The sequence below is a fragment of the Pantoea sp. Morm genome (assembly GCF_016643525.1).
GTDB classification, from domain to species: Bacteria; Pseudomonadota; Gammaproteobacteria; order Enterobacterales; family Enterobacteriaceae; genus Pantoea; species Pantoea dispersa.
Window position 1 is genome coordinate 1 of record NZ_VOQX01000038.1, and the last position, 25,177, is coordinate 25,177.

General features: G+C 58.6%; 29 protein-coding genes and 2 tRNA genes. 19 read left to right on the forward strand and 12 right to left on the reverse strand.

Annotated features, from left to right (window positions below):
• Both FT726_RS14465 and rutR read right to left on the reverse strand, forming a co-directional pair.
• A partial coding sequence (locus FT726_RS14465; RefSeq protein WP_346302957.1) for a metal-dependent hydrolase occupies nucleotides 1-200 on the reverse strand: 200 nt, incomplete at its 3' end.
• Nucleotides 201-225: 25 nt separating this feature from the next.
• Nucleotides 226-861 (reverse strand): HTH-type transcriptional regulator RutR, encoded by a 636-nt coding sequence (gene rutR / locus FT726_RS14470; RefSeq protein WP_031279844.1) that lies wholly within the window; start codon nucleotides 859-861, stop codon nucleotides 226-228.
• 308 nt (nucleotides 862-1,169) lie between these two features.
• Between rutR and rutA the strand changes: the two genes are divergently transcribed.
• From rutA to rutG, 6 genes are read left to right on the forward strand one after another with little or no spacing between them, the layout of a single operon-like run.
• The gene (gene rutA / locus FT726_RS14475) at nucleotides 1,170-2,261 is read left to right on the forward strand and encodes a pyrimidine utilization protein A (protein WP_346302958.1); all 1,092 of its coding nucleotides are present in this window, start codon (nucleotides 1,170-1,172) and stop codon (nucleotides 2,259-2,261) included.
• Nucleotides 2,261-2,971: a pyrimidine utilization protein B gene (rutB, locus tag FT726_RS14480; protein WP_058769585.1), complete on the forward strand. Its 711-nt coding sequence runs from the start codon at nucleotides 2,261-2,263 to the stop codon at nucleotides 2,969-2,971. The genes rutA and rutB overlap by 1 nt, the downstream gene beginning before the upstream one ends.
• Nucleotides 2,972-3,013: 42 nt before the next feature.
• A complete protein-coding gene (rutC, locus tag FT726_RS14485) occupies nucleotides 3,014-3,409 on the forward strand; it encodes a pyrimidine utilization protein C (protein ID WP_021508286.1) in 396 nt (131 codons plus the stop codon).
• Nucleotides 3,409-4,209 carry a pyrimidine utilization protein D gene (rutD, locus tag FT726_RS14490; protein WP_021508287.1) on the forward strand — a complete coding sequence of 267 codons (801 nt, stop codon included), beginning with the start codon at nucleotides 3,409-3,411 and terminating at the stop codon, nucleotides 4,207-4,209. Before rutC ends, rutD begins: the two co-directional genes overlap by 1 nt.
• A gap of 14 nt (nucleotides 4,210-4,223) precedes the next feature.
• On the forward strand, nucleotides 4,224-4,745 hold the full coding sequence (gene rutF / locus FT726_RS14495; RefSeq protein ID WP_166710250.1) for an NADH-dependent FMN reductase RutF: 522 nt from the start codon (nucleotides 4,224-4,226) through the stop codon (nucleotides 4,743-4,745).
• Between the two features lie 45 nt (nucleotides 4,746-4,790).
• Nucleotides 4,791-6,116: a pyrimidine utilization transport protein G gene (gene rutG, locus FT726_RS14500; RefSeq protein WP_346302959.1), complete on the forward strand. Its 1,326-nt coding sequence runs from the start codon at nucleotides 4,791-4,793 to the stop codon at nucleotides 6,114-6,116.
• On the opposite strand, the gene FT726_RS14505 is transcribed toward rutG, so the two are convergent.
• Both FT726_RS14505 and FT726_RS14510 read right to left on the reverse strand, forming a co-directional pair.
• Nucleotides 6,113-7,027, reverse strand: a complete 915-nt coding sequence (locus FT726_RS14505; RefSeq protein ID WP_021508290.1) for a DMT family transporter — start codon at nucleotides 7,025-7,027, stop codon at nucleotides 6,113-6,115. The genes rutG and FT726_RS14505 overlap by 4 nt on opposite strands.
• A 110-nt stretch (nucleotides 7,028-7,137) precedes the next feature.
• On the reverse strand, nucleotides 7,138-7,302 hold the full coding sequence (locus FT726_RS14510) for a general stress protein (protein WP_010616548.1): 165 nt from the start codon (nucleotides 7,300-7,302) through the stop codon (nucleotides 7,138-7,140).
• A 312-nt stretch (nucleotides 7,303-7,614) separates the two neighbouring features.
• Between FT726_RS14510 and wrbA the strand changes: the two genes are divergently transcribed.
• Genes wrbA through FT726_RS14525 form a run of 3 tightly spaced genes read left to right on the forward strand, consistent with a single transcriptional unit; the run spans nucleotide 7,615 to nucleotide 9,891 of the window.
• Nucleotides 7,615-8,214, forward strand: a complete 600-nt coding sequence (gene wrbA, locus FT726_RS14515) for an NAD(P)H:quinone oxidoreductase (RefSeq protein WP_021508291.1) — start codon at nucleotides 7,615-7,617, stop codon at nucleotides 8,212-8,214.
• A gap of 20 nt (nucleotides 8,215-8,234) precedes the next feature.
• Complete coding sequence (locus FT726_RS14520; protein ID WP_021508292.1) at nucleotides 8,235-8,465, forward strand: YccJ family protein; 231 nt, start codon at nucleotides 8,235-8,237, stop codon at nucleotides 8,463-8,465.
• Between the two features lie 52 nt (nucleotides 8,466-8,517).
• Complete coding sequence (locus tag FT726_RS14525) at nucleotides 8,518-9,891, forward strand: NAD-dependent succinate-semialdehyde dehydrogenase (protein WP_288422696.1); 1,374 nt, start codon at nucleotides 8,518-8,520, stop codon at nucleotides 9,889-9,891.
• Nucleotides 9,892-10,010: 119 nt separating this feature from the next.
• Here the strand turns inward: FT726_RS14525 and agp are convergent, their stop codons facing one another.
• The 3 genes from agp to FT726_RS14540 all read right to left on the reverse strand — a co-directional run bounded on the left by agp (nucleotide 10,011) and on the right by FT726_RS14540 (nucleotide 12,089).
• The gene (gene agp / locus FT726_RS14530; RefSeq protein WP_185749234.1) at nucleotides 10,011-11,618 is read right to left on the reverse strand and encodes a bifunctional glucose-1-phosphatase/inositol phosphatase; all 1,608 of its coding nucleotides are present in this window, start codon (nucleotides 11,616-11,618) and stop codon (nucleotides 10,011-10,013) included.
• Between the two features lie 256 nt (nucleotides 11,619-11,874).
• Nucleotides 11,875-11,962, reverse strand: a tRNA-Ser gene (locus FT726_RS14535).
• Nucleotides 11,963-12,001: 39 nt separating this feature from the next.
• Nucleotides 12,002-12,089 (reverse strand) — tRNA-Ser (locus FT726_RS14540).
• A gap of 223 nt (nucleotides 12,090-12,312) precedes the next feature.
• Here FT726_RS14540 and yccA point away from each other — a divergent pair.
• Together yccA and tusE are read left to right on the forward strand one after the other, a co-directional pair.
• Nucleotides 12,313-12,969 carry an FtsH protease modulator YccA gene (yccA, locus tag FT726_RS14545; protein WP_021508295.1) on the forward strand — a complete coding sequence of 219 codons (657 nt, stop codon included), beginning with the start codon at nucleotides 12,313-12,315 and terminating at the stop codon, nucleotides 12,967-12,969.
• A 100-nt stretch (nucleotides 12,970-13,069) separates the two neighbouring features.
• On the forward strand, nucleotides 13,070-13,396 hold the full coding sequence (gene tusE / locus FT726_RS14550) for a sulfurtransferase TusE (RefSeq protein WP_010616552.1): 327 nt from the start codon (nucleotides 13,070-13,072) through the stop codon (nucleotides 13,394-13,396).
• On the opposite strand, the gene yccX is transcribed toward tusE, so the two are convergent.
• Nucleotides 13,397-13,675 carry an acylphosphatase gene (gene yccX, locus FT726_RS14555; RefSeq protein WP_058769579.1) on the reverse strand — a complete coding sequence of 93 codons (279 nt, stop codon included), beginning with the start codon at nucleotides 13,673-13,675 and terminating at the stop codon, nucleotides 13,397-13,399.
• 82 nt (nucleotides 13,676-13,757) lie between these two features.
• Between yccX and rlmI the strand changes: the two genes are divergently transcribed.
• Together rlmI and hspQ are read left to right on the forward strand one after the other, a co-directional pair.
• Nucleotides 13,758-14,948: a 23S rRNA (cytosine(1962)-C(5))-methyltransferase RlmI gene (rlmI, locus tag FT726_RS14560; RefSeq protein ID WP_031279846.1), complete on the forward strand. Its 1,191-nt coding sequence runs from the start codon at nucleotides 13,758-13,760 to the stop codon at nucleotides 14,946-14,948.
• Nucleotides 14,949-15,007: 59 nt separating this feature from the next.
• The gene (gene hspQ, locus FT726_RS14565) at nucleotides 15,008-15,325 is read left to right on the forward strand and encodes a heat shock protein HspQ (protein WP_021508298.1); all 318 of its coding nucleotides are present in this window, start codon (nucleotides 15,008-15,010) and stop codon (nucleotides 15,323-15,325) included.
• Between the two features lie 31 nt (nucleotides 15,326-15,356).
• Here the strand turns inward: hspQ and FT726_RS14570 are convergent, their stop codons facing one another.
• Nucleotides 15,357-15,770, reverse strand: a complete 414-nt coding sequence (locus FT726_RS14570) for a CoA-binding protein (protein ID WP_346302960.1) — start codon at nucleotides 15,768-15,770, stop codon at nucleotides 15,357-15,359.
• A 174-nt stretch (nucleotides 15,771-15,944) separates the two neighbouring features.
• On the opposite strand from FT726_RS14570, the gene FT726_RS14575 reads away from it, so the two are divergent.
• Nucleotides 15,945-16,571 carry a DUF2057 family protein gene (locus FT726_RS14575; protein WP_150058369.1) on the forward strand — a complete coding sequence of 209 codons (627 nt, stop codon included), beginning with the start codon at nucleotides 15,945-15,947 and terminating at the stop codon, nucleotides 16,569-16,571.
• A gap of 68 nt (nucleotides 16,572-16,639) precedes the next feature.
• On the forward strand, nucleotides 16,640-17,101 hold the full coding sequence (locus FT726_RS14580) for a methylglyoxal synthase (RefSeq protein ID WP_021508301.1): 462 nt from the start codon (nucleotides 16,640-16,642) through the stop codon (nucleotides 17,099-17,101).
• Between the two features lie 4 nt (nucleotides 17,102-17,105).
• Here the strand turns inward: FT726_RS14580 and helD are convergent, their stop codons facing one another.
• Nucleotides 17,106-19,160 carry a DNA helicase IV gene (helD, locus tag FT726_RS14585; RefSeq protein WP_346302961.1) on the reverse strand — a complete coding sequence of 685 codons (2,055 nt, stop codon included), beginning with the start codon at nucleotides 19,158-19,160 and terminating at the stop codon, nucleotides 17,106-17,108.
• 123 nt (nucleotides 19,161-19,283) lie between these two features.
• On the opposite strand from helD, the gene FT726_RS14590 reads away from it, so the two are divergent.
• Nucleotides 19,284-19,727 (forward strand): YccF domain-containing protein, encoded by a 444-nt coding sequence (locus tag FT726_RS14590; protein ID WP_021508303.1) that lies wholly within the window; start codon nucleotides 19,284-19,286, stop codon nucleotides 19,725-19,727.
• A gap of 8 nt (nucleotides 19,728-19,735) precedes the next feature.
• Nucleotides 19,736-21,874, forward strand: coding sequence for a YccS family putative transporter (gene yccS / locus FT726_RS14595; RefSeq protein WP_346302962.1), 2,139 nt, complete (start codon nucleotides 19,736-19,738; stop codon nucleotides 21,872-21,874).
• Here the strand turns inward: yccS and FT726_RS14600 are convergent.
• Nucleotides 21,871-22,500, reverse strand: a complete 630-nt coding sequence (locus tag FT726_RS14600; RefSeq protein ID WP_346302963.1) for a TfoX/Sxy family DNA transformation protein — start codon at nucleotides 22,498-22,500, stop codon at nucleotides 21,871-21,873. The two genes, yccS and FT726_RS14600, sit on opposite strands and share 4 nt — an antisense overlap.
• 224 nt (nucleotides 22,501-22,724) lie before the next feature.
• Here FT726_RS14600 and sulA point away from each other — a divergent pair, with 224 nt between their 5' ends.
• Together sulA and ompA are read left to right on the forward strand one after the other, a co-directional pair.
• A complete protein-coding gene (sulA, locus tag FT726_RS14605; RefSeq protein ID WP_346302964.1) occupies nucleotides 22,725-23,216 on the forward strand; it encodes an SOS-induced cell division inhibitor SulA in 492 nt (163 codons plus the stop codon).
• Nucleotides 23,217-23,564: 348 nt separating this feature from the next.
• On the forward strand, nucleotides 23,565-24,635 hold the full coding sequence (ompA, locus tag FT726_RS14610) for a porin OmpA (RefSeq protein ID WP_058759727.1): 1,071 nt from the start codon (nucleotides 23,565-23,567) through the stop codon (nucleotides 24,633-24,635).
• A 69-nt stretch (nucleotides 24,636-24,704) separates the two neighbouring features.
• Here ompA and matP read toward each other — a convergent pair whose 3' ends face one another.
• Complete coding sequence (gene matP, locus FT726_RS14615) at nucleotides 24,705-25,172, reverse strand: macrodomain Ter protein MatP (RefSeq protein ID WP_021508308.1); 468 nt, start codon at nucleotides 25,170-25,172, stop codon at nucleotides 24,705-24,707.
• Nucleotides 25,173-25,177 lie beyond the last annotated feature (5 nt).

Below are 25,177 nucleotides of genomic sequence, written 5' to 3' on the forward strand. Positions count from 1 at the left end.
GTCAGCCACAGCAGCGCGTGGCTCTCGGTGCGGTGCAGCGTCATGTTGCGAATGGCATCGCCGTGGTCGATAAACACGTCGAGGTCCGGCAGCGTGCCCGCGACCGCCCCCGCCAGTGCCGCCTGCCACAGCGGCACGCGTTTGCCCATTACGGCCACGGTCACCGCCGCGCCCAGCGTTAGTTGTGATAGCGAATCCATGCACTCTCCTGGTCAGCCTTTGGGATCAGCGCACGCGGATCCCTTCAATGATCATGCGCTGAACGTTATCCAGCGTCTGGGCAAAAAATTCCGCATCGTTTAGCGTCTGGCCGGTGATGGCTTCCACCTGGGACGCGAAATCAGCGTAGTGCTGCGTAGTCGCCCACAGCAGAAAGAACAGATGCTGCGGCTGCACGCCGGCAATACGCCCTTCGGCGATCCACTGTTCGATAATCGCCGCTTTGTCATCCACCAGCGCTTTTAAATCCCCCGCCAGTTCGCCCTTCAGCAGCGGCGCGCCCTGCAGCATCTCCAGACAGAACAGGCGCGATGCCTGCGGGTGGTCACGCGACACTTCCAGCTTGAGACGAATATAGTTGCGGATGGCCACCAGCGGATCCTGGTCATGACGCAGCGCACGCAGCGGCGCCAGCCACACATCAAGAATCTCTTTCAGTACCGCCACATACAGCACTTCTTTTGACGGATAGTAGTAAAGCAGGTTGGTTTTTGAGACGTCCGCGCGCTCAGCCACTTTATCCAGACTGGTGCCGTGAATGCCAAACTGCGAGAAGAAGGCCAATGCCGCTTCCAGAATAGCTGCCCGTTTCGCCGCAACGGCCCGCGATCGGCGTCCTGGCTTTTTTTCATCGCTTTTCACACTGTTACCTCTTCCATCCTGCGAAATCGCATCATAACAAACGCCCTGTTTCCTGCCTAATGCTGTGCCCTGCACCTTTTTCGCTCAGGTGACGCATGAAAAACGTGCAATTTGTTTTGACCAGATGGTCTGTTTTGGACCAGTCACTCAGGATTCATTACGTCGCCAATTTTAACTGATTGTTATGTATCACTTTTAAAATTGTGGCACAGGCTTTGCAATTTTGTGATGGAGCGCCGCCCGCAGGATGCGTGCAGGAAGCAACGCAGCGCGTGAAGCAATCCATGTTCAATACAGAGAGGTTTCACATGAAAATTGGCGTTTTCGTTCCGATTGGCAACAATGGCTGGCTCATCTCCACGCATGCCCCGCAATACAAGCCGACCTTTGAGCTCAACAAAGCGATTGTGCTCAAGGCTGAGCACTATCACTTCGACTTTGCCCTGTCGATGATTAAGCTGCGCGGCTTCGGCGGCAAAACCGAATTCTGGGACCACAACCTGGAGTCCTTCACCCTGATGGCCGGGCTGGCCGCGGTGACCTCACGCATTGAAATCTACGCCACCGCCGCCACCCTGACGCTGCCGCCCGCTATCGTGGCGCGCATGGCCGCTACCATCGACTCCATTTCCGGCGGCCGCTTCGGCGTCAATCTGGTCACCGGCTGGCAGAAGCCGGAGTATGAGCAGATGGGGCTGTGGCCGGGCGATGAATATTTTGCCAGCCGCTACAACTACCTGACGGAGTACGTCACGGTGCTGCGCGACCTGTGGGGCACTGGCCAGAGCGACTTCAAAGGTGAGTTCTTCACCATGAACGACTGTCGCGTCAGTCCGCAGCCGCAGAAGCCGATGAAGGTGATTTGCGCCGGTCAAAGTGATGCCGGCATGGCCTTTTCGGCGCAATACGCTGATTACAACTTCTGCTTCGGCAAGGGCGTCAATACCCCGACCGCCTATGCGCCCACCGCCGCACGCATGAAACAGGCCGCGGACAAAACCGGGCGCGACGTCGGTTCCTACGTGCTGTTTATGATTATCGCCGCCGAAAGCGACGAAGCCGCGCGCGCCAAATGGGAACACTACAAAGCCGGCGCAGACGATGAAGCCCTCGCCTGGCTCACCACGCAGAGCCAGCAGGACACCAAATCCGGCAGCGACACCAATGTGCGCCAGATGGCCGATCCGACCTCTGCCGTCAACATCAATATGGGTACGCTGGTCGGTTCTTATGCCAGCGTGGCACGCATGCTGGATGAAGTGGCGCTGGTGGAAGGCACCGAAGGCGTGCTGCTGACCTTTGATGATTTCCTGCAGGGCATTGAAGATTTTGGTGAACGTATCCAGCCGCTGATGGCGTGCCGCCGCGCGCTGATTGACGCCCACAAGGAGGTTGCATAATGAATACCGTCGTTTGTGCCCACAGCACCAGCCAGCCTGCAGTGACTCTGCCGGCGCGCCCGGAAGCCATCGCCCTGCCGCCGGCGCAAAGCGCGCTGATTGTGGTGGATATGCAGAACGCCTACGCCAGCCAGGGCGGCTATCTCGATCTGGCCGGGTTTGATGTCTCCGCCACGCAGCCGGTTATCGCCCGGATTCATCAGGCGGTCACCGCCGCCCGCGCGGCAGGGATGCAGATCATCTGGTTCCAGAACGGCTGGGATAATCAGTATGTCGAAGCCGGTGACGCCGGTTCGCCTAATTTCCATAAATCCAACGCGCTGAAAACCATGCGTCAGCGGCCGGAGCTGCACGGCACCCTGCTGGCAAAAGGCGGCTGGGATTATGCGCTGGTGGATGAACTGGTACCGCAAGCCGGCGATATCGTGCTGCCCAAACCGCGCTACAGCGGCTTTTTCAACACGCCGCTCGACAGCATGCTGCGCAGCCGCGGTATTCGTCATCTGGTGTTTACCGGCATTGCCACCAACGTCTGCGTGGAATCGACGCTGCGCGACGGCTTTTTCCTCGAGTATTTCGGCGTGGTGCTGGCCGATGCCACCCATCAGGCCGGACCGTCGTTTGCTCAGCAGGCGGCGCTGTTCAACATTGAAACCTTTTTTGGCTGGGTCAGCGATACCGACACCTTCTGCGAGGCGCTGAAGTCATAACCGCCGTTTCACCTGCACGCTTAATAATAAGGACTCTGAGTCATGCCTAAAACAGTGATTATTCCTCCCGGCACCACGACGCCGATCGCTCCGTTTGTGCCCGGCACTTTAGCCGATGGCGTGGTGTACGTTTCCGGTACGCTGCCGTTCGATGCCGACAACAACGTGGTGCACGTCGGGGATGCGGCGGCGCAAACCCGCCACGTGCTGGAAACCATCAAAAAAGTGATCGAGACCGCCGGTGGCAGCCTGCAGGACGTCACTTTCAACTCGATTTTCATCACCGACTGGAGCAACTACGCGGCGGTAAACCAGGTGTATGCCGACTATTTTCCCGGCGACAAACCGGCGCGCTTCTGTATTCAGTGCGGTCTGGTGAAACCCGATGCGCTGATTGAAATCGCCAGCGTGGCACACATTGGCCGGCAGGAGGCGTAATGCATCTGGACATTCAGGGATTAAGCGCGCCCGACGCGCCGACGCTGGTACTGTCGTCCGGGCTGGGCGGCGTGGCCGCTTTCTGGCAACCGCAGCTGGCGGCACTGACGCCGCACTATCGCGTGGTGACCTACGATCAGCGCGGCACCGGTCGCAGCCCCGATACGCTGCCGGAAGGTTACAGCATGGCGATGATGGCAGCGGAACTGGCCGACGCGCTGGCGGAGCACGGCATCGAACAGTATGACATCGTGGGCCATGCGCTTGGCGGGCTGATTGGCCTGCAGCTGGCGCTTGATTATCCGCAGCGCGTCGGACGCGTAGTGGTGATCAACGGCTGGCTGGCGCTGGATGCCCACACCGAACGCTGCTTCCAGGTGCGTCAGGATCTGCTGCTCAACGTTGGTGTTGAAGCGTTTGTGCGCGCGCAGCCGCTGTTTCTTTATCCGGCCGAATGGCTGGCACGCCATCAGTCGCGCATCAGCGCGGAGGATGTGCATCACGTGGCGCATTTCCAGGGCATGGAGAACCTGCTGCGGCGTCTGCACGCGCTGAAATCGGCCGATTTCCGTCCGCACGCCTCGCGAATCACCCAGCCGGTGCTGGCGATATGCAGTCAGGATGACCTGCTGGTGCCGTGGAGCTGCTCGCCGCAGCTGGCGCAGGCGCTGCCCAACGGCAGCCTGATTGAGATGCCGTGGGGCGGCCATGCCATGAGCGTGACCGATGCCGACAACTTTAATGCGCTGCTGCTGCGCTGGCTGGCGGACACCGCCACGCCGGCTCGCCGCGCCAGCTAATCACGGAGCCGATGATGAGCGTACATGAACTGCCTCTGCTGCCCGAAGTGAGCCAGCAGGCTTTCCGCGATGCCATGTCCGGCCTGGGCGCGGCGGTCAATATCATCACCACCGACGGGCCGGCCGGACGCGCCGGTTTTACCGCCACCGCGGTGTGCAGCGTCAGTGATACGCCGCCGACGCTGCTGGTCTGCCTCAATCGTAATGCATCGGTGTGGCCGATCTTCCGCGACAACGGCGTGCTGTGTGTGAACACGCTGGCCGCTGGCCAGGAATCGCTGTCAACGCTGTTTGGCGGTAAAACCCCGATGGCGGAACGTTTTGCCGCCGCCCACTGGCACACGCAGCACAGCGGCGCCCCGCTGCTGCAGGGGGCGCTGATGGCGTTCGACTGCACCATCACGCAGGTCGTCAGCGTGGCGACACACGACATTCTGTTTTGCAACGTGATGGCGCTGGAGCGCCATGATGCCCAGCCCGGTCTGATGTGGTTTGACCGTCGCTACCATGCCCTTTCACGGCAGGACGCCCGCTAACGCCGCACCGTGCGGCCCGGTTCGACCACTACCCTGGAGAAGACGATGGCGAGTTCCTGGTTCCCCCGCTGGCAGAAAAAGTCAGCCATGAGCGATAACGGGCTGATTGCCCCGGACGAAACCCTGCCACTCGGGCAGACGTTCGTGCTGGGCCTGCAGCATGCGGTAGCAATGTTTGGCGCAACGGTGCTGATGCCGCTGCTGATGGGGCTGGATCCCAACCTGGCGATTCTGGTTTCCGGTATCGGCACCCTGCTGTTCTTTGTCATTACCGGTGGTCGCGTGCCGAGTTATCTCGGATCGAGCGCCGCGTTTGTCGGCGTGGTGATCGCCATTACCGGCTTCAACGGTCAGGGGCTCAATCCCAACCTGGCGCTGGCGCTGGGCGGCGTTATTGCCTGCGGCGCGCTCTACACGCTGATTGGCCTGGTGGTGATGAAAGTGGGTACCGGCTGGATTGAACGGCTGATGCCACCGGTGGTCACCGGTGCGGTAGTGATGGCCATCGGCCTTAATCTGGCACCGATTGCGGTGCACAGCGTCTCCGCCTCGATGTTTGATAGCTGGATGGCGGTGATGACGGTGCTGTGCATCGGGCTGGTGGCGGTGTTCACCCGCGGCATGGTGCAGCGGCTGCTGATTCTGGTCGGGCTGATTGTCGCCTGGGCGCTGTACACTCTGCTGACCAATGTGATGGGCTTCGGCAAGCCGGTTGATTTCAGCCGCGTGGCCAGCGCCGCATGGTTTGGTCTGCCGCACACCACCGCGCCGGTATTTGATATGCAGGCAATCGTGATGATCGCACCGGTGGCGATTATTCTGGTGGCGGAGAACCTCGGCCATATTAAAGCGGTGGCGGGCATGACCGGACGCAATCTCGATCCGTGGATGGGACGCGCGTTCGTCGGCGACGGCCTGGCAACCATGCTGTCCGGCTCCATCGGCGGCAGCGGCGTCACCACCTATGCCGAAAACATTGGCGTGATGGCGGTGACCAAAGTCTACTCCACGCTGGCGTTTGTCGCTCCGGCGCTGATTGCGCTGGTGCTGGGCTTTTCGCCTAAGTTCGGCGCGCTCATCCACACCATTCCCGGCCCGGTGATTGGCGGCGCTTCAATTGTGGTGTTTGGCTTAATCGCCGTGGCGGGCGCGCGCATCTGGGTGCAGAACCACGTCGATTTTAGCCAGAACAGCAATCTGATTATGGTGGCCACCACGCTGGTGCTCGGCGCCGGGGATTTTGCGCTGAAGATCGGCAGCTTTACCCTCGGCGGCATCGGCACGGCCACCTTCGGTGCCATCATCCTCAACGCAATTCTGCAGCGACGCGGTGCCGCGCTGACCCAGCCGGCGGCGCGCCCGCAGCCTTAAGGCTTCTGCGGTGCCTGCTCCGGCACCGCTTTTTTGCGCCGCAGGCGCAGTTCACTGACAATCACCCCGCAGACAATCAGTGCGCCGCCCAGCAGCGCCGCGGCCGGTAACCGTTCGCCGGCAATGCGTCCGACCACACCGGCCCACACCGGCTCGCCGGCATAAATCACTGTGGCGCGCGTCGGCGAGACGCTGCGCTGCGCCCAATTCATGGTGACCTGAATCAGCGCGCTGGCCGCGCCAAGGCCCAGCGCGCTGAACAGCAGCGGCGCCGATAGCGTGGGTAAAGATTCGCCGTTGGGCAGCATCAGCACGAAGGCGCAGGCCGAGGCCACCAGCAGCTGTACCAGCGTCACGCGGCGCACATCGACCTGACCGGCGTAGCGACTGATAAGAATGATCTCTGCAGCAATGGCGAGGGTGCTGAGCAGCGTGGCGATCTCACCGGCATTCAGCGTCAGGCTGCCATCCTGCGGACCTGCCACCAGCACCAGACCGGTGAACGCCAGCAAAATGCCCAGCCACGCCATCAGGCCCGGCGGCCGGCGCAGAAACAGCCATTGCAACAGCGGCACCACCGGCACGTAAAGTGCCGTCAGAAACGCCGACTGGCTGCTGGAAATGGTTTGCATACCCCAGGTTTGCAATCCGTAACCGCCGGCAATCGCCACGCCAATCAGCGCACCCGCTTTGATTTCCAGCCAGGTAATGTGACGCAAATAGCGGCGAAAGAAAAAGGCCAGCAGCAGCGAGGCGGTAGCGAAACGCAGCCCGACAAAAAAGAACGGCCCCGAATGCGCCATGGCGCGATGCACCACCAGAAAGGTGCCACCCCAGACCATAGTGATAAAAATAAGTACCAGCTCCTGACGCGTAATACGCAGGCTGAGGCGGGAAGTGGAAGCAGACATAACGCACCAGAATAGAGGACTGGCGCACATTTTTGCTGATTAGCCGGGCAAATTGCAATCATTGTAACCGCCGGGCGTACCCGGCGGCCGAGGATACCGTCACAGACGCACTATTTTTTCGCGCGGCTGCGTCCCCCCTTTTCACCTGCTTCGGCAGCACGCTGCGGATCATTTCTGAAATTCCCGCCGCTGTTTTTACCGCCTTTTCGACCCGCTTCCGCGGCCCTTTCGCGATCTTCTGCGAAGTTGCCTGATCCTCCACGATGTTGAGCCATCATTTCCTCCAGGTATTGAGCATAGGTGGTGAAGACATTTCACTGCGCTAACAGTGTCAGGTCAGGTGCGTAATATCTCGCCACACCCGCTTAAAGCATAGCCAATGGATGCGCACAATCAGGCACATATTCATACTTTGCAACAGATAAACCGCTTAGCATCGTTTTTATGGCGAGATATTCAGCTGAAAAACAAGCGGTTAGCGGCAGAAGTCGTAGCGCAATCTCCGTGACTGTTCAATGGCTGACCAGCATAGCGCGCAGCCTCTTCTATACTTCTTTCTGTTCCTTACACCACAGGATGAAAACACGATGGCAAAAATTCTGGTGCTTTATTACTCCATGTATGGACATATCGAAACCATGGCTAACGCGGTGGCGGACGGTGCGAAGAGCGTGAGCGGTGCCGAAGTCACCATTCTGCGCGTGCCGGAAAGTATGGATGCCGAACGGTTTGCTCAGGTCGGCGGGAAGGTTAATCAGCCGGCGGCGGAAGCCAAACCGGACGATCTGCCGCAGTACGATGCTATCATCGTCGGCACCCCGACGCGCTTCGGCAACATGTCCGGTCAGATGCGTAATTTCTGGGACCGCACCGGCGGCCTGTGGGCCTCTGGCGCGCTGTACGGCAAGATTGCCAGCGTGTTTGCGTCTACCGGCACCGGCGGCGGTCAGGAGCAGACCATTACCTCGGTGTGGACCACCCTCGCACATCACGGCATGGTGATTGTGCCCATCGGCTACGGCACCAAAGAGTTGTTTGATATTTCGCAGGTGCGTGGCGGTACGCCATATGGCGCAACCACGCTGGCGGGCGGTGACGGATCGCGCCAGCCCTCGGCGGAAGAACTGGAAATTGCCCGTTATCAGGGCCAATACGTCGCCGGTCTGGCGGTAAAACTGAAAGGATAAATTCCCAACAGGAGAGAGTTATGGCAACAGAACAGTTTAAAGCTCACCACGTGGGCGAATGGGCGACCTTACGTCACACCTCACCGGAAATCGCTGAAGCAATTTTCGAAGTGGCGAATTATGACGAACGGCTTGCCGAAGAGATCTGGCGCCAGCAAGGCAGCGATGAGGTGTTATTCCGCGCGTTTGAGAAAACCGACCAGGACGTCCTGACGTGGGACGATAAGCCGGTCGAACGCAAAAACATCTGAAGCACAGGCGGGCATGTCCCGCCTTCTCATTTTTAGCCGTCAGGGAGCCTTTATGTCAGCCTATCAAAGCATTAATCCGGCCAATAATCAGCTGCTGAAAACCTGGCCATCACACGATGACAGCTACGCGCAGCAGGCGCTGCACACCGCCGATGCGCTCTACCATTCGCCGTGGAGCAAAGGCGATATTCAGCCGCGTCTGCAGGTGCTGCAGCGCCTGGCAGAGTTGATCGACCAGCGCAGCGAAGAGCTGGCCACCATTGCCAGCAAAGAGATGGGTAAGCTGATTGGCCAGAGCCGCGGCGAAGTGAAAATTTGCGCCAGCATCGCGCGCTATTATGCCGAACACGCGGCAAGGCTGTTGCAGGCCCAGCCCTATCCCAGCGATGTCGGTGACGCCTGGCTCGAATACCATCCGATTGGCGTGGTGGTGGCCGTCGAGCCGTGGAATTTTCCCTATTATCAGCTGATGCGCGTGCTGGCACCGAATCTGGCACTGGGCAATCCGGTGCTGGCGAAACATGCCAACATTGTGCCGCACTGCGCCGACGTGTTTGAAAAGCTGGTGCTGGAAGCCGGTGCGCCGCAGGGCGCGTGGAGCAATCTGTTTATCTCTAACCAGCAGGTGGCCGATCTGATCGCCGATCCGCGCGTGCAGGGCGTGGCGCTCACCGGTTCAGAACGCGCCGGCAGCGCGGTGGCCGAGCAGGCCGGTAAGCACCTGAAAAAATCCACGCTCGAGCTGGGTGGTAACGATGTGTTTGTGGTGCTGGACGATGCCGATATTGATGAAGCGGTGCGTCAGGGCGCGCAGGCGCGGCTGAGCAACTGCGGTCAGGTATGTACCGCGGCGAAGCGCTTTATTCTGCATGAAAAGATTGCCGATCGCTTTATGGCTAAGTTTAGCGCGGCGCTGCAATCCGCTACGCCCGGCGATCCGTTAGATGAAAAAACCACACTGGGGCCGCTGTCGTCACAGGATGCACGTGACCGGCTGGTGAAACAGGTGGACGAGGCGGTGGCGCATGGCGCACGCGTGGAATGCGGCGGACGCGTAATCGACGGCGTCGGCTGCTACTACCAGCCAACCATCCTGACCGGCCTGACGCCGGATAACCCGGCTTACTATCAGGAGTTTTTCGGCCCGGTGGCGCAGGTGTATGTGGTGGCGGACGACCGTGCTGCCGTAGCGCTGGCCAACGACTCACACTACGGTTTGGGCGGTTCCGTGTGGACGCGGGACATTGCGCGCGGACGCAACATGGCTTCGCAGATTGAGACCGGTATGGTGTTTATCAATTCGCAGAGCGATACCGCGGCTGAGCTGCCGTTCGGCGGCGTGAAGCGTTCCGGCTATGGCCGTGAACTGTCCGATCTAGGGCTGAAGGAGTTTGCTAACCAGAAACTGGTCGTAGTAGCCGGTTAAGCGGCATGAAACCACCGTTGAGCTGAACGGTGGTTTTATTCGATTGACTGCGGTGCGCGTCAATGCGCAGCCGGTAACAACACAGCAGGGTCGCCGTGCATGGCGACCCTGCTGGCGTTTTAGTTGCTGGCTGCTGCCGGCTGTTGCGCGGGTTTAGCGTCCGCCTCCGGCTTCGCCGGCGCTGCTTCAGCCTGCGCTTTCTGCGCCGCTGCGGCATCGGCTTTCGCCTTCTCCTCTGCGGCCTTCTGAGCGCTGGCCTTCTCAGCTTTGGCTTTGTCGTCCGCCGCTTTTTGCGCCGTGGCCTTGTCCGCCTTCACTTTTTCCTCAGCAGCTTTCGCGTCAGCGGCTTTCTGCGCTGCAGCTTTATCAGCCGCGGCTTTATCCGCGCTGGCCTGATCCGCTTTGGCCTGTGCGTCATCGCTGGCTGCCGGCGCGGCAGCAGGCTGTGCGGCCGGTGCCGGTGCGGCTGGCTGCAGCGGTGTACCCTGCAGCGCGTTGTTCAGCGCGCTGGTGAACTGATCCCAGCTGCAGTAGCCGTTGGCGTCAGTGTCACACCCCGCCAGCTGCAGCGTAACGCGCTTCGGTGGGTTCTTCAGGCTCAGCACATCTGCATTACGCAGCTGATCCGCCGTCTGATAGACATACTCCACTTTCAGCAGGTCTTTGTTGTTCTTCGCATCGTGCCAGCGTTCAAACACTACCTGGCCGCCAATCGGGGTTTTCTCGTCGTTACCCGGCAGCTCGTACGGCTTAACCTGCAGCGCGCTCAGCAATGACGCGATATTCGAATCGTGTCCGACCATCAGCGTGACTTTTGGCGCGGTGGCTTTGTCCTGATCGACCAGCTGGCTGCGGATGTAATCCACCAGCGGTGCGGCAACGTCACGCGCCACTTCCGGCGCGGTAAACAGCGCATCCTGATAGCCATTCTTGATCGCCGCGAGCTCTTTCCACTGTTCAGGCGTTTTGATTTGTCCCCAGGCAACCTGATCCGCCGGGAAACCTTCGTAATATTGCAGCGTAAAGGCGTCGACCAGCGAGTTACCCACTTTCAGCGGGCCATTGACGCCGGGCTCTTTGCCGTTTTCCGCGCTAAAGGTGTTGTCGCCGCTGCTCAGGTCGCACTGTTTCTTGCCGTTACAGGCCGGAGCTGATTTGTAATCCACGATTTTTTCCAGCCGCTGGAAGGCCGGCTTCAGCGCCAGCTTCTCATTGGCTGCGGTCATCGCCGCCAGCGCTTTCTTGTTAAACGCTTCGCTGCCATCGGTGATTACCGGATTGAAGATCGGGTCCATAGTGCCCATCGCATCCTGATGGGTGACAGCGATATCGCAGCCCGGGAAAGCCCCGGTGACGAAATACTGCGCCGTCGCGACGGTGCGCTGCAGGCTGTTGGCATAGACAAAAATGTTGCTGCTGTCCGGACAGGTGCCGTTCTGTACCAGCCCCTGCTGAGCCAGCCACTGACGGGTGTAGTTACCCATGTAGACTTCCAGCACGCCGCCTTTGGTGGTCAGCTCACCGCCGGGCACATCCCATTGCGGCCAGCTTTTTTTCGTCGCCTGCTCCAGCACGCTGCCGTTGTTGGCCAGCGGGGCACGCAGGTTGTGACGACTCAGCATCAGGACCTGCTGCAGTTGCATGTCGCCATCCGCGGCGTAAGCGCTCATACCCATCGGCAGCGCCGCGATCACTGACAGCGCGCAAAGACTCAGTTTCTTGATCATTGTGCCTATTCCATAATTCATCAGGGAAACACTCTGGCATTCAAGCGATTAGCTCGCCAAAGAGCGAATTACCGCACAGTGTAACCCAGCTTGCCTGAGAAAATCGCCAGATGTTTGCAAAAACCGTGCATCGACTATAGCAGTAAACGCGCTGGCCGTCGGGTTACGGCAGCAGATTGAAAAGCTTCAGGATGTTTTTCAGAAGGATGGAAAGCAGAAAAGCGAAAAGCCCGCATCGCTGCGGGCTTCTCTTATATGGCGGAGGAACAGAGATTCGAACTCTGGGATGGTTTCCCATCGGCGGTTTTCAAGACCGCTGCCTTAAGCCACTCGGCCATCCCTCCTGAAATCTTTTTGTCACCTGACACTGCGAGAGTGTGAAGTGGCGGAGGAGGAGAGATTCGAACTCTCGGATGGTTTCCCATCGGCGGTTTTCAAGACCGCTGCCTTAAGCCGCTCGGCCACCCCTCCGCAATGAGGCGCACTATAAACATCCCCCCGAACGATGTAAAGCATCCAATGATTCGTTCGCCTGAAAAACAGTCAAAAATGATTTTTTTGCCGTCTTAATCATCATTCTGCTCAGTGAAACAGCAATTTATCGCGTAAAGATGGGTAAAACGCCTTTTCTGTCCTCTGACCGTTGCGTATTCTCAGGCCATATTTGGTGTTCTCTCTCTAACAGGAGCGCATGATGGACAGAATAATTAGCTCGTCACAGCAGCAGTCGCTACTCAGCACCCATAAAGTGCTGCGCAATACTTATTTCTTACTTGGCCTGACGCTGGCGTTTTCCGCCGTCACCGCCACGCTCAGCACCGTCTACGCCCTGCCCTCGCCGGGACTGATTCTGATGCTGGTGGGCTTTTACGGATTGATGTTCCTGACCTATCGCCTGGCGAACAGCCCGGCGGGTATTCTGGCCGCGTTTGCCTTCACCGGCTTCCTCGGTTACTGCCTCGGCCCGATTCTCAGCTCGTTCCTCACCGCCGGTATGGGTGATGTTATCGCCATGGCGCTGGGCGGCACCGCGCTGGTGTTCTTCTGCTGTTCCGCCTATGTCCTGACCACGCGTCGCGACATGTCTTTCCTTGGCGGCATGATGATGGCCGGCTTTGTGGTGCTGCTGGTGGCCGTGGTTGCCAATATCTTCCTGCAGCTGCCCGCGCTGCACCTGGCGATCAGCGCCCTGTTTATTCTGTTCTCTGCCGGTGCCATTTTGTGGGAAACCAGCAACATCATTCAGGGCGGTGAAACCAATTACATTCGCGCCACCGTCAGCCTGTATGTCTCGCTGTACAACATCTTTGTCAGCCTGCTGAGCCTGCTGGGCTTCGCCAACCGCGACTAAGACGTAACGCACGCACCGTTAAACCCCGCTCCGGCGGGGTTTTTGCTTTTTATCCGCCGCCGCCTTTACAATAGGCGCGCTGACGATATGAGGAAACAACGTGATTTTTGCCGGTAAAGAGATTGCCACTGACGCAGAAGGCTATCTGAAAAATAGCGCTGACTGGAGTGAAGCGCTGGCGCAGGCCATCGCCCAGCAGGAAGCGATTGAGATGAGTGAAGCGCACTGGGAAGTGGTGCACTTTGTGCGTGATTTTTATCAGCAGTTTAATACCTCGCCGGCGGTGCGCATGCTGGTCAAAGCCATGGCGCAAAAATATGGCGAAGAGAAAGGCAACAGCCGCTATCTGTTTCGCCTGTTCCCGGAAGGTCCGGCCAAACAGGCCACTAAAATCGCTGGCCTGCCAAAACCGGCGAAGTGTCTGTGATCATCCGGTAGTAAACCGCGTCGGCCGCTCCGCCAGCTGATGCGGCTCCACCAGCACCTTATCGACCCGGGCACTGGGCGGTCCGCCTGCCTTCAGCCATGCAATCAGTGACTCCACCTGCTGCGCTTCTCCCGCCGCCAGCACCTCCACGCTGCCATCGGCCAGATTATGCGCATAGCCGGTGACGCCCAGCGCGTTCGCCTGCGCCTGGGTGTAATAACGGAAGCCCACGCCCTGCACCCTGCCGTGAACCCAGATTTTGTAACCTGTCGTCGCCATGGCGATCTCCCCTTTGTGCGTTGCATTTTGCCGCCATCCACCGGAAAATGGCGCCTCATTTTTTCAGGTAAGCATAGCAAACATGACCGTTCGATTGATTCTCGCTAAGGGACGTGAAAAATCCCTGCTCCGCCGCCATCCGTGGGTGTTCTCCGGCGCCGTTGCCCGTATGGAAGGTAAAGCCCAGTCGGGTGAAACCATTGATATCTGTGACAGCAACGGCAAATGGCTGGCCCGTGCCGCCTACTCTCCTCAGTCACAAATTCGCGCGCGCGTCTGGAGCTGGCAGCAGGATGAGTCAATCGACATCGCCTTCTTTGTGCGCACGCTGCAGAAAGCGCAGCAGTGGCGCGACTGGCTGGCGCAGCGCGACGGGCTGGACAGCTATCGCCTGATTGCCGGCGAGTCCGATGGACTGCCGGGCGTCACGATTGATCGCTTCGGTAACTTCCTCGTGCTGCAACTGCTGTCGGCCGGGGCGGAGTATCAGCGCCCGGCTCTCGTCTCGGCGCTGCAGCAGTGCTATCCCGACTGCGCCATCTATGACCGCTCTGACGTGGCGGTGCGCAAGAAAGAGGGCCTGGAGCTGGCGCAGGGTCCCGTAAGCGGTGAACTGCCGCCTGCGCTGCTGCCGATAACCGAGCACGGCATGCAGCTGCTGGTGGATATTCAGGGCGGTCACAAGACCGGTTATTACCTCGATCAGCGCGACAGCCGTTTTGCCACCCGTCGTTACGCGGAAAATGCCCGCGTGCTTAACTGCTTCTCCTACACCGGCGGGTTTGCGGTCTCTGCTCTGCTCGGCGGCTGCCGGGAAGTGATCAGCGTGGATACCTCGCAGGACGCCCTTGACGTAGCAAAACAGAACGTGGCGCTTAACGGGCTGGATGTCTCACGCGCGCAGTTCCTGCGTGACGATGTGTTCAAACTGCTGCGTCGCTACCGCGACAGCGGCGAGAAATTCGACATGATCGTCATGGATCCGCCGAAATTCGTTGAGAATAAAAACCAGCTGATGGGCGCCTGCCGCGGCTATAAAGACATCAACATGCTGGCAATGCAGCTGCTGAATCCGGGCGGCATTCTGCTGACTTTCTCCTGTTCCGGGCTGATGGCCACCGAACTGTTCCAGAAAATTATCGCCGATGCCGCTGTTGATGCCGGTCGTGATGTACAATTTATAGAGCAGTTCCGTCAGGCAGCCGACCATCCGGTGATCGCCAGCTATCCTGAAGGGCTTTATCTGAAAGGCTTTGCCTGTCGTGTGCTGTGACTTGAAAACGCTGTCCCTGCCCCCATATCGGTGGCAGGGCAAAGTTTTGGGAGGTCACAATGATTGCCAGTAAATTTGGAATTGGACAGCAGGTCCGGCACCGTCTCTCCGGGGTGCTCGGCGTGATTGTGGATGTCGACCCGGAGTATTCGCTGGACGATCCGCAGCTGGATGAGGTTGGCGCGACGGAATCGCTGCGTGCGGCCCCCTGGTATCACGTGGTGATGGAAGATGAGGAAGGCGAACAGGTGCATACCTATATCGCTGAGATTCAGCTGGCCGGCGAAACCTCGTTCGAACATCCGGAACAGCCATCCATGGATGAACTGGCGGCCTCAATCCGCCAGCAGCTGCAGGCACCCAGCCTGCGGCATTAATCGTGCGGCGACCCGGAGTCGCCGTTTTTATTTACCGCGTCACGCCCAGCCGCGGAATCTCCATTTTCGGACAGCGATCCATAATCACCGTTAGCCCGGCATCACGCGCCAGCACCGCCGCCTGCTCATTGATCACGCCCAGCTGCAGCCACAGTGTTTTGGCGCCGATAGCAATCGCTTCCTGCGCCACGCCCCATGCCGCTTCGGAATTGCGGAACACATCCACCATGTCAATCTTGCCTGGAATCTCCGCCAGCGTGCCGTACACGGTTTGCCCCAGCAGCTGCTGCCCTGCCAGCTTCGGACTCACCGGAATCACGTCATAACCCTGATCGAGCAGGTATTTCATTACGCCATAGCTGGCACGCTCAGTGCGATCGCTGGCACCGACCAGCGCGATGCGTTGGGTTTGCGTCAGGACATCGCGAATCGTTTGATCGTTCATGTTTTTATCCTTGTTCACTCGCCTGAGTGTAGATGCCATTGCGCGCTAAAGTGCAAGCGCAGCGCACGAAAAGTTTGCGCGGCGACACGAATAAATATGTTAAAATGTAAATTAACTGCCATAATGTAATAATTTGCTACACATCGCCCTTTTTCCCCTGTTCCGGGAGTTGAAATGAAGCTGTCTCTGGCTGTTACGGGTTTGCTGTTGCTGCTCGTATCGGCAACCTGCCATGCCATCACCCTGAAGCTCGATCCGCAGATCGACCTGCTGGTGCTGGATGGGCGCAAAATCTCAGGTTCGCTGCTGAAAGGCGCGGACAGCCTTGAGCTGGAGCGCGGTCAGCATCAGTTTCTGTTTCGCGTGGATAAACCCTGCGCCGATGCCACTCACTTCCGCTCAGAACTGATGATCGTCACCTTCACCGCCGACGCCCATTCCGTAGCGATTCGCCTGCCGGCGCTGAATAACCGCCGCGAACGCAGCCTGTTTGATAAATCGTTAAATTTTCAGCTGATTGATGAGCGTGGTAATGAAATAGCCAGCATTCGCGATCGGTTGCCGGGTGAGAGCAGCGGCAATGTTGAACAGGCGATGCTCAATTACAACCGTACGGCGCAGGCGGCCAGCGTGCCGCGCTTTGCGCTGCAGGCGGCCAGCGTACCGGACGCCAGTCTCAGTCTGGATATGGTATGGCAGGACGCCAGTAATTTGCCCGCGCTGCAACGCTGGCTGCAGCGTGTTGATGCCGCCACGCGGCAGCGTTTTATCAGTTGGGTGAAAACCCTACGCGCAAGTTGATAGCAGCTGAACGCCAGGGGTAAACTCGTGCCTTCACTACGTTTGCACGCGCCGAAACAGGAAGCCCCATGGAGCAGACCGTTCGTACCCTGAAAGTTCAGAAACACATCGCCCTCGTTGCCCACGACCACTGCAAAGCCTCGCTGCTGGACTGGGTGAAAATCAATCAAAATGCGCTGCAACCTCACGTGCTGTATGCCACCGGCACCACCGGCAACCTGATCAATCGTCACACCGGACTGGATGTGAATGCCATGCTCAGCGGGCCAATGGGCGGCGATCAGCAGGTCGGCGCGCTGATTGCAGAAGGCAAAATTGATGTGCTGTTCTTCTTCTGGGATCCGCTCAATGCAGTACCGCACGATCCGGACGTCAAAGCGCTGCTGCGCCTGGCTACCGTATGGAATATACCGGTAGCGACCAACCGCGCCACCGCGGATTTCATTATCCATTCGCCGATGTTTGCCAGCGAAGTGACCATCCAGATCCCCGATTATCAGCGCTACCTGACAGAACGTTTGAAAGCCTGATGGCTCAGGCCTTCCGGCTCAGCGGAACGCCCAGTTCGCGCAGGTGTTCGACAAACACGGAAGGCCGCTCTTTATCAAACATCAGCCATACCTGCTGACGCGCGCGCGTGATGGCCACGTAGGCCAGGCGCCGCTCTTCGGCATGCGGAAAATCCTCCGGCTGCGGTAGCAGTCCCTCTTCCATGATCGACTCGCGCACCTGCGCCGGGAAACCGTCACGCCCTTCGTGCAGCCCCAGCACGATGACAAAATCCGCCTGCTGACCTTTACTGGCGTGGATGGTCATGAAGTCGATACGCAGTTTCGGCCAGCGGGTTTTGGCTTTATCCAGCATGGCCGGACGCAGATGATGGTAACGCGCCAGCAGCAGTACGCGCTCGTCCGGCTTCGCGTAACCGCTCAGCTTGTCGAGCAGCGCTTCCAGTTGATCCTGCGGCAGCAGCGTAATGGATTTCTTGTTCCCTTTGCTCAGGCTGTTGAGCGGCTTGCGCAGCTGATGCGGATTCTGCTGCACAAAGCGGTTGGCAATGTCACCGATGCGATCGTTGAAGCGGTAGGTGGTATCCAGCACGCAGCGGTCGCCTTCGCCAAAATAGTGATGAAACGCGGTGGTCAGGCTCATCTCCGCGCCGCTAAAGCGATAGATCGCCTGCCAGTCATCGCCGACCGCAAACAAACTGGTGCGCTTATTTTGCTGACGCAGCGCGCTGAGCAGCGCCGCCCGCTGCGGGGAAATATCCTGGAATTCATCCACCAGAATGTGCTTCCACGGGCTGATAAAGCGGCCCTTCTCCAGCACAGCGATCGCCTGGTGGATTAGCCCGGAGAAATCCACCGCGCCCTCGGCTTTCAGTGCGCTTTTCCATGCTTTCAGCAGCGGCGCCATCAGCCTGACGCGCTTCGTGAAATTGTCGCGCAGCGGTTCCGGCACATCGGCAATCATCGCCGCCTGCGCGCCGCCGTGCATGCGCATCAGGCCGAGCCAGCGCTCCAGCCGCACGGCAAGACGCTGCGCCAGCTTGTCATCCTGCCAGAACGGACCTTCCGGCACGTCCCACGCCAGCTCTTCCTGCAACCACTGTCGCCAGCCGCTGGCCTGCGCCTTTTTGCTGTTGCACTGCTCACGCCAGTTTTCGATCAGCAACTGACGTCGTGCGCTGCTGTCACTTTCCAGCCGGCTGATGACCGGCTGCTTATTGCTGCCTTCACGAATGATGTGCAGCGCCAGCGCGTGGAACGTACGCGCCTGAATCGCGCTCTCACCCAGCCGCGACTGGATCCGATCGTTCATCTCTTCCGCCGCCTGGCGACCAAAAGCCAGCAGCAGGATTTGCTCCGGCTGCGCCAGTTTGCGCTGTAACAGCCAGCCGGCGCGCGCCACCAGCACCGAGGTTTTACCGCTGCCCGCGCCAGCCAGCACCAGCAGCGCGTCTTCACCGTTGACCACCGCCTCACACTGCGATGGATTGAGCGGCGTGGTTTCGACGGTGGAGAAGAAGGCGTGATTATCGCTGATCACCCGCGCGCTCCATTCACGGTTGCGCTGCCGAATCGCGCTCTCGCCGTGCTCGAGCCACTGCTGGCAAAAGCGCCACAGCGCGCGGCAGTTATCAAACTCCTCCAGCCTTGCCAGCGGCAGCGGTAAGGCGGAAAACTGGCGCGTGATGGTCTCTTTCACCGCGGCCAGTTCGCTGCGCTTCAGCCAGCGATCCTGGCCGGTAAACGCGACGATCTCCTGCTGCAGCGCGCTCAGCACCTGCGCGCTGATTTCGCTCATTTCGAGGCTCCACTGCTGCCACGCCTGCTGAAGGTAATGATAAAAACGCTGGGTTTCCTGCCACTCGGTGCCGTGCAACCGCACCACTTTCTCTTCCGGTAATAAGAACTCCAGCTCGCCCCACACCAGGCCGCGTTTGCAGGTGATACCGATCAGCTGATTGAACGGGATCAGGTATTCGTGACGATCGCCGCTGACTTCCACACCGGCAGCCAGCAATCGCACCCGGTTATAGGGATGCTGTGCCAGCCGTTTACCCATGGATGTTGCTTTTAGTTCCATCTCCGCACCGTCATGTGGAATTCAATTATCGCGCAGTTTACCTGTCAGACCCTTAGCGCTCCAGCCTTAAAACACGCTAAACTGGGCGACACATATTGCGGATTGCAAAAGGAAAATCGCGTTATGCGCACCGTGCTTAATATTCTGAATTTTGTTCTTGGCGGCTTTATCACCACCCTCGGCTGGCTGCTGGCCACGCTGATCAGCATCGTGCTGATCTTTACCCTGCCGCTGACCCGCTCCTGCTGGGAGATCACCAAACTGTCCCTGCTGCCGTTTGGCAACGAAGCGGTTCACGTTGACGTGCTGCGCCCGGAGAGCAAAAGCCACGTGCTGAACGCCGGCGGCACCTTCCTCAACCTGTTCTGGCTGATTTTCTTTGGCTGGTGGCTGTGCCTGATGCACATCTCAACCGGCATCCTGCAGTGTCTGAGCATCATCGGTATTCCGACCGGCATTGCCCACTTCAAAATCGCCGCTATCGCGCTGTGGCCGGTAGGTCGCCGCGTGGTGTCAGTGGAAGAAGCGCAGGCGGCGCGTGAAGCCAACGCGCGGCGCCGCTACTGAGGCTGAAGATGATGCCTGACGCTTTGCCCGGCTGGCGCCGTTATCTGTTCAACAGCAGCCTGCACTATCTGCTGCGCATCTTCTTCGCGCTGGCCGGCTGTGCCGCCGTTCCCTGGTGGCTGCAGCAGATTGAGTGGACCATTCCGCTAACGCTCGGCGTGGTGGCGGCGGCGCTGGCCGATCTTGACGATCGCTGGACCGGCCGCGTGCGCAACCTGCTCATCACGCTGGTGTGCTTCTGCATTGCCTCGGTCTCGGTCGAGCTGCTGTTTCCGCACCCGTGGCTGTTTGCTATTGGCCTTGCGCTCTCCAGCTGGGGATTTATCCTGCTGGGCGCGCTGGGGCAGCGCTACGCCACCATTGCGTTTGGTGCCCTGCTGATCGCGGTGTACACCATGCTGGGCATTGGCCTGTTTCCGCAGTGGTGGATGCAGCCGGCGCTGCTGCTGATTGGCGCGCTGTGGTACAACCTGCTGACCTTTATCGGCCACCTGATGTTTCCGGTGCGCCCGGTGCAGGAGCAGCTGGCCGCCAGCTTTTCCCAGCTGGCGCGCTATCTGGAAGCCAAGGCCAATCTGTTTGATCCTGACGGCGGTGAGCAGGATGACGCGGCGCTGATCGCCACCGCGATGGTCAATAGCCAGCTGGTGGCGCAGCTCAACCTGACGAAAACCACCATTCAGAGCCGTTTACGCGGCGACCGCGGCTCGCGCAGCACGCGGCGCAGCCTGCATTACTATTTTGTGGCGCAGGATATTCACGAGCGCGCCAGCTCGTCGCATCTGCAATATCACCTGCTGCGCGATGACTGGCGTTACAACGAGGTGCTGTTTCGCTTTCAGCGGCTGCTGAACATGCAGGCGCAGGCCTGTCGCCAGCTGGCAGAGAATATCGTGCTGCGCCAGCCGTGGCACCACGATAGTCACTTTGCGCGCAGCTTTGAACGGCTGGAGACCGCCCTGCAGCGCCTGCAACATAACGATCCGCAGGCGACGCACATTCGTCCGCTGTTCTGGTTGCTGCGCAACTTACGCGCCATTGATGCGCAGCTGGCGTCGATCGAATCAGAGCAGCGGCTGGCAGAACCGCTGACGCAGAGCGATCACCATCTGTCGCGTGAAGGCTTGAGTGGCTGGGCGGATATCCGTCTGCGCCTCAGTCGCCATCTGAGTCCGACCTCGGCGTTGTTCCGCCACGCGGTGCGCATGTCGCTGGTGCTGTGCGTGGGGTACGCTTTCATTCAGCTTACCGGCCTGCATCGCGGCTACTGGATCCTGCTGACCAGCCTGTTTGTTTGCCAGCCCAACTATAACGCCACACGGCGGCGGCTGGCGCTGCGTATTGGCGGAACCCTGGCCGGTATTGCGATTGGCCTGCCGGTGCTGTGGCTGGTGCCCTCTATCGAGGGCCAGTTGGTTTTGATTGTGCTGAGCGGCGTGCTGTTTTTTGCCTTCCGCCAGATTCAGTACGCGCAGGCGACGCTGTTCATCACCCTGCTGGTGCTGCTGTGCTTCAATCTGCTGGGTGAAGGCTTTGATGTCGCCCTGCCGCGCGTGGTGGATACCTTGCTCGGCTGTGGTCTGGCCTGGCTGGCGGTGGCGTTTGTCTGGCCTGACTGGCGTTTCCGTCAGTTGACGACGGTTGCCGATCGCACGCTGAATGCCAACTGTCGTTATCTTGATGCCATCCTGGAACAGTATCATCAGGGTAAAGATAACCGTCTCGCCTACCGCGTGGCGCGCCGTGACGCGCACAACGCCGATGCGGAACTGGCGTCCGTGGTGTCCAATATCAGCGGCGAACTGAAGCAACAGCCGCCGCTGCGCGATAATGCGTTCCGTCTGATGTGCCTCAACCACTCGTTTCTCAGCTACATCTCAGCGCTGGGCGCGCACCGGGAGCGGCTGACGCAGGGCGAACTGCTGACGCTTTTAGATGACGCGGTATGCTTCGTCGAGGATGCGCTGCAGATCGATCGCGTCAGCGAAGCGCAGGCGGAAACGATGCAGCAGGCACTGATGCAGCGCCTGAGCGCGCTGAAAACCAGTGAGGAGGCGCAGGCACCGCTGGTGTTGCAGCAGCTGGGGCTGCTGATTGCGTTGCTGCCGGAAATTGCCCGCCTGCGCCGCACCCTCGCCGCCGCTTAAGGCAACAGGCGCTCCGCCGCGGCGTGCTGGCGGAGCGTTTCCTGATACCATGCGCTCAACTCTTCACGTACCGCCGCCGGCAAAGCGGCCTGGTGATGGCCGGAAATGGCCCCTTCCAGCGCCAGCAGCGTTTTCAGGCCGATGTCTTCATTCACCGCCCGCAACTTCAGCCAGCTCTGACGCGAGCCCATTTCATACAGTAAGCGAACAGAATTGATCCCGACTTTGTGCAGCATCAGCTCCATGCGCAGGCTGAGATTGGGCAGATCTTTCAGCCTGAGCAAGACAAGTCTGTTCGCCGCCTCGGCGCGCGCCGCAGACAGCGAACTGGCCGATAAGCGCAGCAGCTGATCGGCGTCCTGCCAGAGCTGTTTATCCACTTTGTAGTAGCTGAGCGTCACCGGCATGCCGCGCTTGCGGTATATCAATGGTTCCAGCGGGCGCTGCGCGGCATAGTGCTGTAGCGCCTCGCTGGCGCGCAGATAGAGCGCATCCTCATTGATGTAAGCAAACACCACCTTTTCGACCGCCAGCGCGTAACCACCAAACTGGGTGCGCGATTCAATTTTTCCCAATGCCGCTAACTGGGCTTTGGACTGCTCAACCACCGGATTATTTTTCTTCATAACGTCCCCTTTTCCTCATTCCTTGCGCGGGAAATTTCCTATAAAAAGCTCAGAGATTCATCTGGTTAGAAGATAGAAAAAACGATTTAGCTGTTCAATGAATAAAAGCGGCAACGCGCGGATCTTGTGCGGAATTTGCGAGGCATTTTCAGAAATTGAGGTTGATCTTTATCCAGGAACTCATTACTGTATATTCATACAGTTCATTACTGAGTGATTAAAATATGCGTACTCAATACTCTGGCCCTGCTGATCGTGCTCACCGTTTCGCTGCGACGGGCTTAACGCAACCTTCTCTGGGTGGTATTACTGAACTGCGTTATAGCGAGCAGCCCGGCATCATGCCGCTGCTGTTACTGCCAGTCCTCAAGCAGCTGAGCACCCAGTCACGCTGGCAGCTGTGGCTGACGCCAGCGCACAAACTGAACCGCAGCTGGATGCAGCAGTCAGGATTACCGCTGGAAAAGAGTATGCATATTACGGAATCCGAGCGTTTAAGCACGGTTGAGAGCATGGTGAAAGCGTTGCGCACCGGCAACTACAGCGTGGTACTTGCCTGGATTCCTTATGTATTGAGCAATGAAGAGCGCCTGGAACTTGAGCAGGCAGCCGCCGAAGGCGAAGCGCTGGGGTTGATTATGCGTCCTCAGGGGCGGGATCTTGCTCTGTCCAGACAGCCAAACAGCGCAAAAATTCCCTCTGATTTGTTTCATTAAGTAAAACTAAGATTTTTCTCACGCTATTTTTTCACAAAGTTGCGGCTAAGCCACTGATTCTTTTCCCGCCAGCTATGACAATGGCTTAGCCGCATTTTTCTTTTCTGGTAGCGAAAATTTTGCCATGTCATTTGTTAAAATGTGTGTATAAATCCCTGTTTTTTTATCCGCTGACGTCACATCATACTTGTAAGTTTCCAATCTCGTTGTAGACTTTACCTCGCCAGGGTGCTCAATAACCTCCGTTTTTTCGGTAGAGTCATAAGCGAGCGTTTAGACCCGGCGAAGGATTACAACCAAGAGCAACCTTTTTGCTCATTGCCTATTTGGATGATAACGAGGCGCAAAATGAAAAAGACAGCTATCGCAATTGCAGTGGCACTGGCTGGCTTCGCTACCGTAGCGCAGGCCGCTCCTAAAGATGACACCTGGTACACCGGTGCTAAACTGGGCTGGTCTCAGTATCACGATACTGGTTACTACGGTAACGGTTACGAAAACAACGACGGTCCAACTCACGAATCTCAGCTGGGCGCAGGTGCTTTCCTGGGCTACCAGGCTAACCCATACCTGGGCTTCGAGCTGGGCTACGACTGGCTGGGTCGTATGCCGAACAAAGGCAACGTGACCAATGGCGCATTCAAAGCACAGGGCGTTCAGCTGGCAGCTAAACTGAGCTACCCAATTGCTGACGATCTGGACGTGTACACCCGTCTGGGCGGCATGGTATGGCGTGCTGATTCAACTCAGACCAACCCAGACAACGGCCGCATCAGCAACCACGACACCGGCGTTTCTCCGCTGGCTGCTGTTGGTGTTGAATACGCACTGACCAAAAACTGGGCGACTCGCCTGGACTACCAGTGGGTTAACAACATCGGTGACGCAGGTACCGTTGGTGCGCGTCCAGACAACAGCATGCTGAGCGTCGGCGTCTCTTACCGTTTCGGTCAGGACGAAGCTGCAGCTCCAGTTGTTGCTCCAGCGCCAGCTCCGGCTCCGGTTGTTGAAACCAAGCGTTTCACTCTGAAGTCTGACGTGCTGTTCACCTTCAACAAATCTACCCTGAAGCCAGAAGGCCAGCAGGCTCTGGATCAGCTGTACAGCCAGCTGAGCTCAATGGATCCGAAAGACGGTTCTGTTGTGGTTCTGGGCTTCACCGACCGCATCGGTTCAGACCAGTACAACCAGAAACTGTCTGAGAAACGTGCTCAGTCTGTTGTCGACTACCTGGTATCTAAAGGTATCCCGGCTAACAAGATCTCTGCACGTGGCATGGGTGAATCTAACCCAGTTACTGGCAACACCTGTGACAGCGTGAAAGGCCGCAATGCCCTGATCGACTGCCTGGCGCCAGACCGTCGCGTAGAAATCGACGTGAAAGGTATCAAAGACGTTGTAACTCAGCCACAGGCTTAAGTTATCGCGCAATAAAAAACCCCGCTTCGGCGGGGTTTTTTTTGGCTTTTTATCACACGCAATTTTTTGCTATTCGTTATCCGCGCCGCCTTTACCCAGAATCGCCTGCAGATCCTGCTTCAGCGTCGACATCTGACTGGCATACTTCTCTTTGCGTTCTGCATCTTCGATTAGCTGAACAATGGTCTCTGACAGGGTGCTGTTACGACGCTGCGCCAGACCGGCCAGACGCTGCCACACCAGATACTCCAGATCGATCGATTTTTTCCGCGTGTGCTGATGCTCTGCGTTGAAATGGCGTTTGCGCCGCGCGCGTATGGTCTGCTTCAGACGGTTTTCCAGCTCCGGATGGATATGCTTTGCGATCCAGTCACCGACCTCAACCGGGTTATTCTCCATCGCCAGCAACGTCTCTACCGCCGCCTGCGCAGCGCTCAGCTCAATATGCCGGGTGATCAGCTCACCTTCCCGATGCTTTTTCACCAGGTATTTCCACTTCCATCCACTTTCAAGATTTTCGAGTTGCTGGTATTTCATCGGAA